This is a genomic window from Elstera cyanobacteriorum, from assembly GCF_002251735.1.
GTDB classification, from domain to species: Bacteria; Pseudomonadota; Alphaproteobacteria; order Elsterales; family Elsteraceae; genus Elstera; species Elstera cyanobacteriorum.
The window spans coordinates 526,399-541,527 of record NZ_NOXS01000035.1; the positions used below are offsets into that span (position 1 = coordinate 526,399).

At 61.5% G+C, this 15,129-nt stretch carries 10 protein-coding genes and 1 tRNA gene; 2 read left to right on the forward strand and 9 right to left on the reverse strand.

Annotation, left to right across the window (positions count from 1 at the left end; translation table 11 throughout):
- Positions 1-37 precede the first annotated feature (37 nt).
- A complete protein-coding gene (locus CHR90_RS18980; protein WP_094410676.1) occupies positions 38-1,273 on the forward strand; it encodes a Bcr/CflA family multidrug efflux MFS transporter in 1,236 nt (411 codons plus the stop codon).
- 3 nt (positions 1,274-1,276) lie between these two features.
- Entirely contained in the window at positions 1,277-2,692 is a 1,416-nt protein-coding gene (locus tag CHR90_RS18985; RefSeq protein WP_094410677.1) for an FAD-dependent oxidoreductase, read from the forward strand.
- Positions 2,693-2,787: 95 nt separating this feature from the next.
- Here CHR90_RS18985 and rpoC read toward each other — a convergent pair whose 3' ends face one another.
- The 9 genes from rpoC to CHR90_RS19030 all read right to left on the reverse strand — a co-directional run bounded on the left by rpoC (position 2,788) and on the right by CHR90_RS19030 (position 14,978).
- The gene (gene rpoC, locus CHR90_RS18990) at positions 2,788-7,107 is read right to left on the reverse strand and encodes a DNA-directed RNA polymerase subunit beta' (RefSeq protein WP_094410678.1); all 4,320 of its coding nucleotides are present in this window, start codon (positions 7,105-7,107) and stop codon (positions 2,788-2,790) included.
- A gap of 84 nt (positions 7,108-7,191) precedes the next feature.
- Positions 7,192-11,364, reverse strand: a complete 4,173-nt coding sequence (rpoB, locus tag CHR90_RS18995) for a DNA-directed RNA polymerase subunit beta (protein WP_094410679.1) — start codon at positions 11,362-11,364, stop codon at positions 7,192-7,194.
- Between the two features lie 247 nt (positions 11,365-11,611).
- A complete protein-coding gene (gene rplL, locus CHR90_RS19000) occupies positions 11,612-11,986 on the reverse strand; it encodes a 50S ribosomal protein L7/L12 (RefSeq protein ID WP_094410680.1) in 375 nt (124 codons plus the stop codon).
- 48 nt (positions 11,987-12,034) lie between these two features.
- Complete coding sequence (gene rplJ / locus CHR90_RS19005) at positions 12,035-12,553, reverse strand: 50S ribosomal protein L10 (RefSeq protein ID WP_094410681.1); 519 nt, start codon at positions 12,551-12,553, stop codon at positions 12,035-12,037.
- A 303-nt stretch (positions 12,554-12,856) separates the two neighbouring features.
- A complete protein-coding gene (gene rplA, locus CHR90_RS19010) occupies positions 12,857-13,555 on the reverse strand; it encodes a 50S ribosomal protein L1 (RefSeq protein ID WP_094410682.1) in 699 nt (232 codons plus the stop codon).
- A gap of 4 nt (positions 13,556-13,559) precedes the next feature.
- Positions 13,560-13,991 carry a 50S ribosomal protein L11 gene (rplK, locus tag CHR90_RS19015; RefSeq protein WP_094410683.1) on the reverse strand — a complete coding sequence of 144 codons (432 nt, stop codon included), beginning with the start codon at positions 13,989-13,991 and terminating at the stop codon, positions 13,560-13,562.
- A gap of 67 nt (positions 13,992-14,058) precedes the next feature.
- Entirely contained in the window at positions 14,059-14,589 is a 531-nt protein-coding gene (gene nusG, locus CHR90_RS19020) for a transcription termination/antitermination protein NusG (RefSeq protein ID WP_094410684.1), read from the reverse strand.
- Positions 14,590-14,593: 4 nt separating this feature from the next.
- Positions 14,594-14,791 (reverse strand): preprotein translocase subunit SecE, encoded by a 198-nt coding sequence (secE, locus tag CHR90_RS19025; protein WP_094410685.1) that lies wholly within the window; start codon positions 14,789-14,791, stop codon positions 14,594-14,596.
- Positions 14,792-14,902: 111 nt separating this feature from the next.
- Positions 14,903-14,978: transfer RNA gene (locus CHR90_RS19030), tRNA-Trp, on the reverse strand.
- Positions 14,979-15,129 lie beyond the last annotated feature (151 nt).

Genomic DNA, 15,129 nt, shown 5'->3' on the forward strand with positions numbered 1-15,129 from the left:
GCTTGCACCTTGGGTAGCACCTCGACAGGTTGGTTGCATGAATAACCAATCGTCTGCCGCCGCCCGCCCGGCGACCGCCCTGCCCTTCCCCGTTCTCGCGGCTGTTCTCGGCTTAATGTCGATGTTCGGGGCGATTTCCATCGATATGTATTTGCCCGCCCTACCCGCGATGGAAGCGGCGCTGCGGGCCGATCCGGCGGCAATTCAGCTTACCTTGGGCGGCTTCCTGGTCGGTTTCGGGCTGGCGCAGCTTGTTTATGGGCCGGTGTCGGACTCGCTGGGGCGGCGCCCGGTGGCCTTGGGCGGGATTCTGCTCTATCTCGTCGGTAGTATCTTGTGCGCAACGGCAGGCAGTGTCGAAACCCTGATCCTCGCCCGGCTGCTGCAAGGTATCGGCGCCTCGGCGGGGCCGGTGATGGCGCGGGCGATGGTGCGCGATCTCTATGGCCGCGACCAATCGGCCCGGATGTATTCGATCCTGATGCTGCTGATGGGGGCGGCGCCGATGGCGGCGCCCGTGGTTGGCGGGCAGTTGCTGATCTTCTTCGACTGGCGGGCGATTTTCTGGACGCTGACCGGCTTCGGTATCCTCTGCTTGATCGTCGCCTTTACCCTGGCACCGGAAACCCTGGCGCGGGACCGGCGCAGTCAAGGCACCCTGCGCGTTGCCCTGCATCATTACCGCGAGCTGATCCGCTCCCGCCCCTTTCTCGGCTATTGCCTGTCGGCGGGCTGCCTGTATGCGGCGATGTTCACCTATATTGCCGGAACGCCGCATGTGTATATCACCGTCATGGGCATTAGCCCGCAGACCTTCGGCTTTCTGTTCGGCGGCAATGTCGTGGGGATGATGATCCTGTCCGCCGTGAATAGCCGCGTGGTGACCCGCGTCGGGTCGGATCGCATGCTGGGCTATGGCTTGATGCTCACCTTGGTTGGGGCATCCCTGCTGTTGGTGACGGCCAGCTTCAACCTGTTCGGCGTTGCCGGGATCGCCGTGCCGCTGTTCATTATGCTGGCCGCCCTCGGCATGGTCGGCGCCAATTCGATGGCAGGCGCGCTGGCGGCTTACCCCCATATGGCGGGGGCCGCTGCGGCTTTGGGCGGGGTGCTGCCGTTTATTCTGGGCATGGGGGCGGGCGTGCTGCTGGGCCTATTCCACGACGCCTCCGCCCGGCCAATGGCCTATATCATGTTCGCCCTGGTCCTGACGGGCTTCGGGACGCACCGCTGGCTAGTGGTGGCGGCGAAGAAGAAGGCGGCAGCGGCCTAACCCATGCTGCCCGCCGCCGCCACCCCGCAAGAGATCGCCGTTCTCGGCGCCGGGATGGGCGGGTTGGCCGCCGCTTGTTTTCTCGCCGATGCAGGCCACGCGGTGACGCTGATCGAAGCCTTTGAGGCGCCGCGCCCGCTGGGGTCGGGGCTGCTGCTGCAACCGAGCGGCTTGTCAGTCCTCGCGTGCCTAGGGCTCGATACCGCGCTGCTGCCGCACGGCGCGCGCATCTCACGACTCTATGGCCGGGCGGTGGGGGGCAAAATCACCCTGCTGGACGTGCGCTATGCCGCCCTCGCGCCACGGCTTTTCGGTCTTGGGGTTACCCGGACGGCGCTCTTCGAAACCCTCTATACCGCCGCCCAAGCCCGCCCGATCCGGCTGATCACCGGCGCCCCGGTGACAGGGGCGACTGATCTTGACCCAGATGGTTCCGGCGGGTTCGTTGAAACCGCCGCTGGTCGTTTCGGCCCCTTCGACCTGATTGTCGATGCCAGCGGCGCCAATAGCCCGCTGCGCGCGCAGGTTGGCAACGTTCGGCGGGATCGGCCGTATCCCTTCGGCGCGCTTTGGGGGCTGGTTAATCTGAAAGACAGCCGCTTCGCCCCCGACGTCTTGGACCAGCGCTATCAGGCCGCCCGGCATATGATCGGCGTGTTGCCAGTTGGCGGCAACCGGGCGGCCCTGTTCTGGAGCGAGCCGACCGCGACGCTGGGTGACTGGCCGCACGCCGATCTCACCGCTTGGCGGGACACGCTTCGGCGCCTTTGGCCGGAAACCGAACCGCTTGCAGCGCAGATTACCGAGCACGGGCACCTTACCCCCGCGCGCTACCGCGATGTCGTGCTGAAAACCCCGATTGCCGGGCGGCTGCTGTTCATCGGCGATGCCGCCCATTGCACCAGCCCGCAGCTCGGCCAAGGGGCTAATTTAGCGCTGCTCGACGCCTTAGTGCTGTCGCTCTGCCTTAGTGGCGCCCGCCCGCTGCCGGAGGCCCTAGCCCACTATGCCCGCGCCCGCCAGGGGCAGCAGCGCTTTTATCAATGGGCCAGCCGCTGGCTGACGCCGTTTTTCCAATCAAACGCCCGCCTGCTGCCCTGGTTACGCTACCCCTTCTGCGCGCTGCCCTGCTGGTTTCCACCGACGCAATGGATCGGGGCGCAGGTGCTGGCGGGGGTGAAGACCGGGATGTTCAGCCGGATCGATCCGGGCGCCTGGGCCCCAGCCTATCGCCTAGCGCCGCGCGCCTACCGCCGGCCCCAGGATTCCGGCGCCCCTGGTCTGGCGCTCAGTTTTTCTGCGCTTCTGGCAATGGAGGCCGGGGGCGAGAGTTCCGACGGCTTCGCCGACAGCAGCGGCGATACAGGCGGTAGCGGCGGCGATACGGGGGGTGGGGACGGCGGCGGCGGGGGCGACTAACGCACCCTCAGCACCGGGCCGCCGTCCATCCTTACCGCCAAACAAAAACCCCCGGCCCTTGCGGAACCGGGGGTTTTGCTTAGTCGCAGGAAGCGTTAGGCGCTTTCGCGTTCGTCCGTCAGCGCGGCATCGGCGGTCGCTTCGGTGGCCAGGATGGCCTTGTCGCGTTCCGCCGCCACTTTGCGGAATTCCGCCACGACGGAGCCGGTCCCGGCGGGGATCAGGCGACCGACGATGACGTTTTCCTTCAGACCGTTCAGCGTATCGGTCTTGCCCGACACGGCGGCTTCGGTCAGCACGCGGGTAGTTTCCTGGAACGATGCGGCAGAGATGAAGGAATCCGTCTGCAGCGACGCCTTGGTGATGCCCTGCAGAACCGGCTTACCGTGCGCCGGGCGTTCGCCCTTGGCCACCAGCTTGCGGTTTTCGGCTTCATATTCCAGCTTACCGACCTGTTCACCGATCAGATACGTGCTGTCGCCCGCATCGTCGATTTCGATCTTCTGCAGCATCTGCCGGACGATCACTTCGATATGCTTATCGTTGATCTTCACGCCCTGCAGACGATACACGTCCTGGATTTCGTTGGTCAGGTAATTGGCCAAGGCTTCGATACCCAGCACGCGCAGAATATCGTGCGGAACCGGGTTGCCATCCATCAGCAGGTCGCCCTTCTGCACGTAATCGCCTTCGTGCACGCTGATGTGCTTGCCCTTCGGGATCATATACTCGACGGGTTCGCGCCCTTCCTCGGTCGGGACGACCAGGATGCGGCGCTTCGTCTTATAATCCTTCCCGAATTCGACGCGGCCTTCGCTTTCCGAAATGATCGCGTAATCCTTCGGCTTACGCGCTTCGAAGAGTTCGGCGACGCGCGGCAGACCCCCGGTGATATCGCGGGTCTTCGAGCTTTCGCGCGGGATACGGGCCACAACGTCGCCCGCCTTCACCCGCTGATTATTCTCGACCGACAGGATCGCATCTACCGGCAAGAAGTAGCGCGCTTCCAGCCCGTTCGGCAGTTTGATCGATTCGCCCTTCTCGTCGCGCAGCACGATACGCGGCTTCAGGTCAGACCCGCGGGTCTGCTGACGCCAATCGGTGACAACGCGGTTCGAAATCCCGGTGGCTTCGTCCATGACTTCGCGGATCGACAGACCGTCCACGAGGTCGACGAAATGGGCAACCCCTTCCTGTTCCGCGATGATCGGCAGGGTATACGGGTCCCATTCCGCCAAGCGCTGGCCTTTGGTGACCGGCTGGGTTTCATCGAACAGCAGCTTCGAGCCGTAGGGGATGCGGTGACGGGCGCGGTCGCGGCCATCGGCATCCTGCAGGATCAGTTCTACATTGCGGCCCATGATGATGGGCACGCCCTGGCCGTTCATCACCACCGTACGGTTGATGAACTTCACCGTGCCGTCATGGCTGGCTTCGATTGAGGATTGCTCCGCCCCGCGCTGCACCGCCCCACCGATATGGAAGGTACGCATGGTAAGCTGGGTGCCCGGCTCGCCGATCGACTGCGCCGCGATAACGCCCACGGCTTCGCCCATATTGACCGGCGTACCGCGCGCCAGATCGCGCCCGTAGCACGCGGCGCACACGCCGACATGGCTTTCGCAGGTCAGAACCGAGCGAATGAGGATCGAGTCGATCCCAGCCTTTTCGACCTTTTCGACCGCGTCTTCATCGATGATCTCGCCGCCCTTGGCGATGAGTTCGCCGGTCTTCGGGTTGATCACATCGGCAACCGCCGAGCGGCCGAGGATACGTTCGGCCAGCGGGGCGATGACTTCACCGCCATCGACGACGGCGCGGACGGTAATGCCCTGCTGCGTGCCGCAATCGTCTTCGGTGATGATGCAATCCTGCGCCACGTCCACGAGACGGCGGGTAAGATACCCGGAGTTCGCGGTCTTCAGCGCGGTATCGGCCAGACCCTTACGGGCACCGTGGGTGGAGTTGAAGTACTCCAGCACGGTCAGACCTTCTTTGAAGTTCGAAATGATCGGCGTTTCGATGATTTCGCCCGACGGCTTGGCCATCAGACCGCGCATCCCGGCAAGCTGCTTAATCTGCGCCGCCGAACCACGCGCCCCGGAGTGGGCCATCATATAGACCGAGTTGAGCTTGCCCGACCCGTGGACCGCCTGCATGGTCTTCATCATCGCGTCGGCGACCTTTTCGGTGCACTGCGACCAAACGTCGACGACCTTATTGTACTTTTCGCCCTGGGTGATCAGACCGTCGAGATACTGTTGTTCGTATTCTTTGATCTTTTCCTGAGCATCGGCGACCAGCGCATCCTTATCCTTCGGGATGATCATGTCATCCTTACCGAAGGAGATGCCCGAGCGGCAGGCGTGGCTAAAGCCCAGCGCCATCATACGGTCGGCGAAAATCACCGTCTCTTTCTGACCGCAATGGCGGTAGACGATATCGATGATCGAGGACACTTCCTTCTTGGTCAACTGACGGTTGACCAGATCGAAGGAGATGAGAACGCTCTTCGGCAGGATTTCGCCCAGCAGCATCCGGCCCGCCGTGGCGCGGACGTCCTTCTGAACAAGATTGCCTGCGGCATCCACCGTCGTCCAGCGACCGCGCACCGGCGTGTGCAGGTGCATGGTCTTTTCTTGCAGCGCGGCTTCGATTTCCGAGATGTTCGAATAATACGGCACGCGCAGGCCAACCAGCTTGGCGCGCTTAGCGGCCAAGTCGGCGCCCAGCGGCTTCACATGATAGGTGCCGGTCGCCGCATCGCCTTCGCGCAGGATCAGCTTGCCATTGGTAATGGCCGCATCAATCTCGGCATCGGTAAGCTGCGCCAGATCAACTTCATCCGTCAGGCGGCGGAAGTCTTCCATCGAGAGGTAATAGAGACCCAGAACAATGTCCTGGCTCGGCACGATGATCGGCTTGCCGTTGGCGGGCGAGAGGATGTTGTTGGTCGACATCATCAGCACGCGCGCTTCCAACTGCGCTTCCAGCGACAGCGGCACGTGAACGGCCATCTGATCGCCGTCGAAGTCGGCGTTGAACGCGGTACAGACCAGCGGGTGAAGCTGGATTGCCTTACCTTCGATCAGCGTCGGCTCGAACGCCTGGATACCCAAGCGGTGCAGCGTCGGCGCGCGGTTCAGCATCACCGGATGTTCGCGGATCACCTCTTCCAAGATGTCCCAAACTTCCGGGCGCTCTTTTTCGACCATACGCTTCGCCGCCTTAATGGTGCTCGCGTGGCCGTAAAGTTCGAGCTTGGCATAGATGAACGGCTTGAAGAGTTCGAGCGCCATCTTCTTCGGCAGGCCGCACTGGTGCAGCTTCAGTTCCGGGCCGACGACGATAACCGAACGGCCCGAGTAGTCGACGCGCTTACCCAGCAGGTTCTGACGGAAGCGACCCTGCTTACCCTTCAGCATATCGGACAGCGACTTCAGCGGACGCTTGTTGGCGCCGGTGATGACGCGGCCACGACGGCCGTTATCGAACAGCGCATCGACCGCTTCTTGCAGCATACGCTTTTCGTTGCGGACGATGATGTCCGGCGCCTTCAACTCGATCAGCCGCTTCAGGCGGTTGTTGCGGTTGATGACGCGGCGGTAAAGGTCGTTGAGATCGGAGGTCGCAAAGCGGCCGCCATCCAGCGGCACCAGCGGGCGCAGTTCGGGCGGGATAACCGGAACGACTTCCAGGATCATCCATTCCGGGCGCGAGCCAGAGGCGTGGAAAGCTTCGACCAGCTTCAGGCGCTTCACCAGCTTCTTGCGGCGGGCTTCCGAGGCGGTTTCGCGCAGCTCGGTCTTCAGCGTCTCGACCTCGTCTTCAAGGTCGATCTGCACCAGCATGTCGCGCAGGGCTTCGGCGCCGATCTTGGCGGTGAAGTTTTCTTCGCCGTATTCGTCCTGGGCCTTCAGGTAATCTTCTTCCGACAGAAGCTGCTTCAGCTTCAGCGGCGTCAGACCCGGCTCAATGACGACGTAGTTTTCGAAGTATAGGACGCGCTCGAGATCTTTCAGCGTCATATCGAGCAGCAGGCCGATACGGCTGGGCAGCGACTTCAGGAACCAAATATGCGCAACCGGCGAGGCCAGTTCGATATGGCCCATACGCTCGCGCCGAACCTTGGCCAGCGTGACTTCGACGCCGCATTTTTCGCAGATGATCCCGCGATACTTCATGCGCTTGTACTTACCGCACAAGCACTCGTAATCCTTAATCGGGCCGAAGATACGGGCGCAGAACAGACCGTCGCGTTCCGGCTTAAAGGTGCGATAGTTGATCGTCTCGGGCTTTTTAACTTCGCCGAAGGACCAGGACCGAATCCGCTCTGGGCTTGCGATCGCAATCTGGATCTCGTCAAAGCTCTGAGGGCTGGTCACTTGACCAAAGAGATTCATCAACTCGTTCATGTCTTACTCCCGCCAGCCCCTGAGGCCAGCCCGTTAGAAGACCCGTACTTCTAAACTATATAACCGCCGAAAGCCCCCGCGCCGTTAGGCGCGGGTTTCCAGTTCGACGTTGAGGCACAGCGACCGCAGTTCCTTCACGAGCACGTTGAAGGACTCAGGGATACCGGCTTCGAAGTTATCGTCGCCGCGGACGATGGCTTCATAAACCTTGGTACGGCCCGACACGTCGTCCGACTTGACCGTGAGCATTTCCTGCAGGGTATAGGCCGCGCCATAGGCTTCGAGCGCCCAGACTTCCATTTCCCCGAAACGCTGCCCACCGAACTGCGCCTTACCGCCCAGCGGCTGCTGGGTGACGAGGCTGTACGGCCCGATGGAGCGGGCGTGGATCTTGTCATCGACCAGATGGTGCAGCTTCAGCATGTAGATGTAGCCGACCGTGACCGACCGGTCGAACGGCTCGCCGGTGCGGCCATCGACCAGGGTCATCTGACCCGAGCTGTGGATCCCAGCCTTTTCCAGCATATGGACGATATCTTCTTCACGGGCGCCGTCGAAGACCGGCGTTGCGAAAGGAATACCGCGCGTCAGATTCTGCGCCAGTTCCAACGTATCGCCGGTATCAAGGTCGGCGATATCCTCGCCATAGACCTTCTCGCCGTAGATATCCTTGAAGTAGCTGTGCAGCTTGCTGGTGTCTTTCGACCCTTCGCGGCGGAATTGATCGACGAGATCCTTAATCTGCCGCCCGAGGTTGGCCGAGGCCCACCCCAGATGGGTTTCCAGGATCTGCCCGACGTTCATGCGGCTCGGCACGCCCAGCGGATTGAGGACGATATCGACCGCTGTTCCGTCTTCAAGATAGGGCATATCTTCGATCGGCGTGATGCGGGAAATAACCCCCTTGTTGCCGTGGCGACCGGCCATCTTATCGCCCGGCTGCAGCTTGCGCTTCACCGCAACGAAGACCTTGACCATCTTCATCACGCCCGGCGGCAGTTCGTCGCCGCGCTGCAGCTTTTCGACCTTGTTTTCGAAGCGCTTGTTGAGGCGGTCGATGGAGGCGTCCATCTGCTTCTTCAGCGCTTCGAGATCGTCCATCACCTTATCGTCGGCAACGGCAATCTGGCGCCACTGACCGGGGGTGAGACCTGCGAGGGTTTCGCTATCGACAACCGCGCCCGCCTTCACGCCGCGCGGACCAGACGCAATGGTCTGACCGAGCAGCAGTTCCTTCAAGCGGCCGTTGAAGCTGCGTTCCAGAATGGCCCGTTCGTCGTCGCGGTCTTTCGCCAGACGTTCAATTTCCAGGCGTTCGATGGCAATCGCGCGCTCGTCCTTATCCACGCCACGGCGGGAGAAGACGCGCACTTCCACGATGGTCCCGGTGACCCCCGGCGGCACGCGCAGCGAGGTATCGCGCACGTCCGACGCCTTTTCACCGAAGATGGCGCGCAACAGCTTTTCTTCCGGCGTCATCGGCGATTCGCCCTTCGGCGTCACCTTACCGACCAGAATATCGCCCGCCTTCACTTCGGCACCGATGTAAACGATCCCGGCTTCGTCGAGGTTCTTCAGCGCTTCTTCCCCGACATTGGGAATATCGCGCGTGATGTCTTCCTGACCCAGCTTGGTATCGCGGGCCATCACTTCGAACTCTTCGATATGGATCGACGTGAACACGTCTTCCGACACGATGCGTTCGGAGATCAGGATCGAGTCTTCGAAGTTGTAGCCATTCCACGGCATGAAGGCGACGAGGACGTTGCGGCCCAGCGCCAGTTCGCCCAGCTCGGTCGAGGGGCCGTCAGCGATGATGTCGCCCGCCGCCACCACGTCGCCCACCTTCACCAGCGGACGCTGATTGATGCAGGTATTCTGGTTCGAGCGCTGGAACTTCAGCAGGTTGTAAATATCAACCGCCGAGGAGGAGGCTTCCGTCGCATCGGTCACGCGGATAACGATACGGGTCGCGTCGATCTGATCGACGATCCCGCCGCGCTTGGCGGAGATCGCAACGCCCGAATCGCGTGCCACGGTCGCTTCCATCCCGGTGCCGACCAGCGGCGCTTCCGCCCGGATCAGCGGCACGGCCTGACGTTGCATGTTCGAGCCCATGAGGGCGCGGTTCGCGTCGTCGTTTTCGAGGAAGGGGATGAGCGCGGCGGCGACAGACACCAACTGCTTCGGCGACACGTCGATCAGGTCGATATCGGTCGGACGGGCGACGATATATTCCCCGCCCTGACGGCTCGGCACCAGTTCGGCGACGAAACGCATATCGGCATCAAGTTCGGCATTCGCTTCGGCGATCGTGTAGCGGCCTTCTTCCATCGCGGAAAGATAGACCACGTCCGACGAAACAACCCCGTCCTTCACCTTGCGGTACGGACTTTCGATAAAGCCGTACTGGTTCACCCGCGCATAGGTGGCGAGCGAGTTGATGAGACCGATATTCGGGCCTTCCGGCGTTTCAATCGGGCAGATACGGCCATAGTGCGTGGGATGCACGTCGCGGACTTCGAAGCCCGCGCGTTCGCGCGTCAGACCGCCCGGCCCAAGCGCCGACAGGCGGCGCTTATGGGTGATTTCCGACAGCGGGTTGGTCTGATCCATGAACTGGCTGAGCTGCGACGAGCCGAAGAACTCGCGCACTGCCGCCGCCGCCGGCTTGGCGTTGATCAGATCATGCGGCATCACCGTGTCGATTTCGACCGACGACATGCGCTCGCGGATCGCGCGCTCCATGCGCAGCAGGCCGAGACGATACTGATTTTCCATCAGTTCGCCGACCGAGCGAACGCGGCGGTTGCCGAGATGGTCGATATCGTCGATTTCGCCGCGCCCGTCCTTCAGGTCGCAGAGCAGCTTGACGATGGCCAGAATATCGTGCTTGCGCAGCACGCGCATCGTGTCCGGCACATCCAGGCCCAGGCGCGCGTTCATCTTCACACGGCCCACGGCCGAAAGATCGTAGCGTTCCGAATCGAAGAACAGATCGCCGAACAGCTTTTCAGCGGTTTCGAGGGTCGGCGGTTCGCCCGGGCGCATGACGCGGTAGATATCGATCAGCGCGTCTTCGCGGGTCTTGTTGCGATCAACAGCCAGCGTGTTGCGAATGTACGGGCCGACGTTGACGTGATCGATATTGAGCGTCGGCAGTTCGCCAACATTCATATCGGCCAGGGTTTCGAGAAGCTGCTCGCTCACCTCTTCCCCAGCTTCAACCCAGATTTCCCCGGTGTTTTCATTGATGATGTCGGCGGCGACATAACGGCCCACCAGATCATCGGTCGGCACCAGCACTGCCTCGAGACCTTCCGAGACCAGCTTGTTGGCGAGACGCGGGGTGATCTTGGTTTCTTTCGGCACGCGCACTTCGCCCGTGGCCGCATCGATCAGATCATAGGTGAGCTTCATGCCCTTGAACTGCTCAGCGCTAAATGGCCGCTTCCAGCCGCCCGGCGTGCGTTCGAAGGTCAGAGTCTCATAGAAATACTGCAGGATTTCTTCGGCGGTCATGCCGGTGGCTTCGAAGGGCGCCAAGGTCGCCCCGTCTTCGGCCAGCTTCACGCGCCGCTCTTCGGTCAAGAAGGAATCCAGTGCCAGCATCAGGGTCGTCGCCGGCAGCTTGCGGCGGCGGTCGATACGGACGTAGACGATATCCTTCGCGTCGAATTCAAAGTCCAGCCACGATCCGCGATAGGGGATAACGCGGGCGGCAAACAGGAACTTACCCGACGAATGGGTCTTGCCACGGTCGTGATCGAAGAACACGCCCGGCGACCGGTGCATCTGGCTGACGATGACGCGCTCGGTGCCGTTAATGATAAACGTACCATTGCTGGTCATCAGGGGCATATCGCCCATGTAGACTTCTTGTTCTTTGATATCGCGGATCGAGCGCGAACCCGTATCTTCGTCGATATCCCAGACCACGAGACGGAGCGTAACCTTCAGCGGCGCTGCAAAGGTGATGCCGCGCTGTTGGCACTCTTCAACGTCATATTTCGGCTCTTCCAGTTCGTACTTAACGAACTCGAGCTGCGAGCGTTCGGAGAAATCCTTAATCGGAAATACCGAGCGGAACACTTCCTGAAGCCCGACCGGGGTGCGCTGTTCAGGCGGTACGTTCATTTGCAGAAAATAATCGTAGGAGCTCTTTTGCACCTCGATCAGATTCGGCATTTTTGCCACTTCCGGGATGCGCCCGAAGCTCTTCCGAACCCGCTTACGACCCGTGAACGACTTCGCCATGTCTGCCCCTCAATCGTCTGTGTTCCGCCGCCGCACCGGAACCGACCGCTTCGCGCAGCCATCGGATTCTTCTGCAAACGGGAACAGGCCCGTGCTGCCCCGGAAACCCCGGCGCTCAGCAGGCCCGCTCTAAAGTACGCTTACGCTTCCAGTTACCGACTGCGTGGACGGAAAGGCTTCGCGAAACCCCTTCCGCCCACGGCAAGCCGATAAGATTAACACCGTGCGGCCAGAGGGCCGCAAGGCATTACTTCACTTCGACCTTTGCGCCGGCTTCTTCCAGCACCTTCTTCATCTTGGCGGCTTCGTCTTTCGACACGCCTTCCTTGACGGGCTTCGGAGCGCCTTCGACCAGGTCCTTGGCTTCCTTCAGGCCGAGACCGGTGATGGCACGGACTTCCTTAATCACGTTGATCTTCTTGTCGCCGGCATCGGCGAGGATCACGGTGAATTCGGTCTGTTCTTCAACCGGAGCGGCGGCAGCAGCCGGGCCAGCAGCGGCAACGGCGACCGGAGCGGCGGCGGTGACGCCCCACTTGTCTTCCAGCAGCTTCGCGAGTTCGGCGGCTTCCAGAACGGTCAGGGCCGAGAGATCGTCAACGAGTTTGGCCAAATCAGCCATTGTAAGTCTCCTAGGAGGGTAAGTCTGGGAAAGATTAAGCTGCGACGGTTAGGCCGCTGCGCCTTTGTCGGCATACGCCTGAACGACGCGAGCAAGCTGAGCAGCCGGGGCCTGTGCCACTGCGGCGAGCTTCTGGGCCGGAGCCTGGAGCACGCCGAGCAGCTTGCCACGCAGTTCGTCGAGCGACGGCAGCGTTGCAAGAGCCTTCACACCGGCTTCGTTGAGCGGTTGCCCCCCGAGGGAGCCGCCAACGATGGTGAGCTTGTCGTTCGTCTTGGCGAACTCGACGACAACCTTGGCAGCCGCAACCGGGTCAGCCGAATACGCAAGCGCAGTCGGACCCTTCAGCAGATCGCCGAGGTTTTCGTAGGGCGTGCCGGCGAGGGCGAGCTTAGCGAGCCTGTTCTTCGCAACTTTGTAGGAGGCCGCTTCGGCCCGCATCTTGCGACGAAGGTTGGTCGTTTCGGCAACCGTCAAACCCTTTTGTTGGGTGACAACTACCAAACCGGCACCAGCCAGCGCGGAATGCAAGGACGAAACCAGCTCCTGCTTCTCGGAACGGTCCACGTCTCGTCTCCAATATCAAGGGAAAGCAGACCATCTGCTTTCCTGATACGATGGGGGTTATTGCTAACCCCCGGCACACTCGGGCAGCCCGAAGGCTCCCCTCTCGTTCGCCTGTCCGCAGAAGTCTTTCCCCAGGCCCCCTCGCGGGGATGGTTCCGGTACCTTCTGTCTACCGTTGGATGATTAAGCGTTTGGCCGAAGCCTTGGCCCCAATGGTCTTGGACAGGGGATCGGATGATCGCTCATCCGATCAAACCCGAAGCGCCGAAGCGCTTCGGGGATCCTTCATCGGATCGTCGCGCCTTAGAGGCTGGCGACCGACCCGAGTTCCAGCTTCACGCCCGGACCCATGGTCGAGCTGAGGCTGACTTTCTTAATGTAGACGCCCTTAACGCCGGTCGGCTTATTCCGGTTGATCGCGCCAACGAACGCCTTGACGTTCTCCAGCAGCGCTTCTTCCGAGAAGCTCGCCTTACCAATACCAGCATGGACGATCCCGGCCTTTTCGGCGCGGAACTGCACCTGACCGCCCTTGGCCGCCGCAACCGCTGCTGCGACATCGGTGGTCACCGTGCCGAGCTTCGGGTTCGGCATCAGGCCACGCGGGCCGAGCACCTTACCGAGACGACCGACGATGGCCATCATGTCCGGGGTGGCGATGCAACGATCGAACTCGATCTTGCCGCCCTGAACGATTTCCATCAGGTCTTCGGCGCCGACCACATCGGCCCCAGCCGCCTTGGCTTCTTCAGCCTTGGCGCCGCGGGCGAACACGCCGACGCGCAGGGTCTTACCGGTGCCATTCGGCAGCGACACGACGCCACGCAGGGCCTGATCGGCCTTACGCGGATCGATGTTCAGGTTCATGGCAATTTCGATGGTTTCATCGAACTTCGCCGTGGCCCGGGCCTTAATCATGGAAACGGCTTGCTCCAGCGCCACCAGGGCTTCGGAGTCAACGCCTTCATACGCCTTCTTCAGACGCTTACCGATGCGGGCCATGGGCTTACTCCACCACTTCCAGGCCCATGGACCGGGCCGAGCCGACAATCATGGTAGCCGCGGCATCAACGTCATTGGCGTTGAGATCGGCCATCTTCTTGGTCGCGATTTCGCGGATCTGGTCCATCGTGACCTTACCCACTTTCGCGCCCTTGCCGGTGGTCTGCGACCCCTTATCGATGCCCGCAGCCTTCTTCAGGAAGTAAGTGACCGGCGGGGTCTTCATCACGAAGGTGAAGGTACGGTCGCCATAGGCCGTGATGACCACGGGGATCGGCATACCGACTTCAAGCTGCTGCGTCTGCGCATTGAACGCTTTGCAGAATTCCATGATGTTCAGACCGCGCTGACCCAACGCCGGACCGATCGGCGGCGACGGATTGGCTTTGCCAGCCGGCACCTGTAGCTTAATGTAGCCAACAATCTTTTTTGCCATTTGATCCTCTCACGAGAAGGAAGCGCGGTGCGGCCATGGCGAGCCTCCCGCGCGATAGAGCCAGGTCTTAAACTTTCTCGACCTGGCCATATTCCAATTCGACCGGGGTCGAGCGTCCGAAGATCGACACAGCCACCTTGAGGCGCGAGCGCTCTTCGTCCACTTCTTCCACCGTGCCGTTGAAGGAGGCGAACGGACCATCGGCAACGCGCACCTGTTCGCCCACTTCGAAGCGGACGGACGGACGCGGACGGTTCGTGCCTTCTTTGACCTGCCGGGCCAGCCGTTCGGCTTCCGCATCGCTGACCGGCGACGGTTTGCCTTTGGCGCCCAAGAACCCGGTCACTTTCGCCGTCGAGGTGACGATGTGCCAAGTCTGGTCGTTCATTTCCATCTTCACCAGCACATAGCCGGGAATGAGCTTCCGCTCCGAATTCACTTTGGCGCCGCGCCGGACCTCAACAATCTCTTCGGTCGGGACCATAATATCCCCGAAAAGATCGGCCATGCCCTTTTGCTCGGCGGTTTCTTGGATGGCCTGGGCCACCTTTTTTTCGAAACCGGAGTAGACGTGCACCACGTACCAACGCTGCGCCATGAGCTTATTTCCCCAGACCAAGGATCAGGCGAATGCCATGCGAAAGGCCTTGATCCACCAGAAAGAAGAACAAGGCCGCAAGCAGCCCCATCATGAACACCATTGCGGTGCTGATCCAAGTTTCCTTCCAGGTCGGCCAAGAGACCTTGCGGGCTTCCTGCCGAACTTCCTTGAAGAACTGAACCGGGCTTGTCTTCGCCATGCGCCTAACTCAACGTCTCCGGCCCGAATAAGAAAGGCGGGGAAGGGTTCCGCCGCCTCGATCGGTCCTATCAATGTCCCTGCTGGTGGGGCGCCATCGCCTTGAGGGAGATGGCAGGAGCAGAGGGGATCGAACCCCCAACCCCCGGTTTTGGAGACCGGTGCTCTACCAGTTGAGCTATGCTCCTCCAGTCGGGGCGCTGGATTTAGCAGCACCCCTTCCGCTTTGCAAGGCTTTTATTACGAAAAAGCCAGGGCCGATGCGCGGCCCTGGCATCTCGTATCGTCGGCCTTACGCGACGATTTTAGCGACGACGCCGGCGCCGACGGTACGACCGC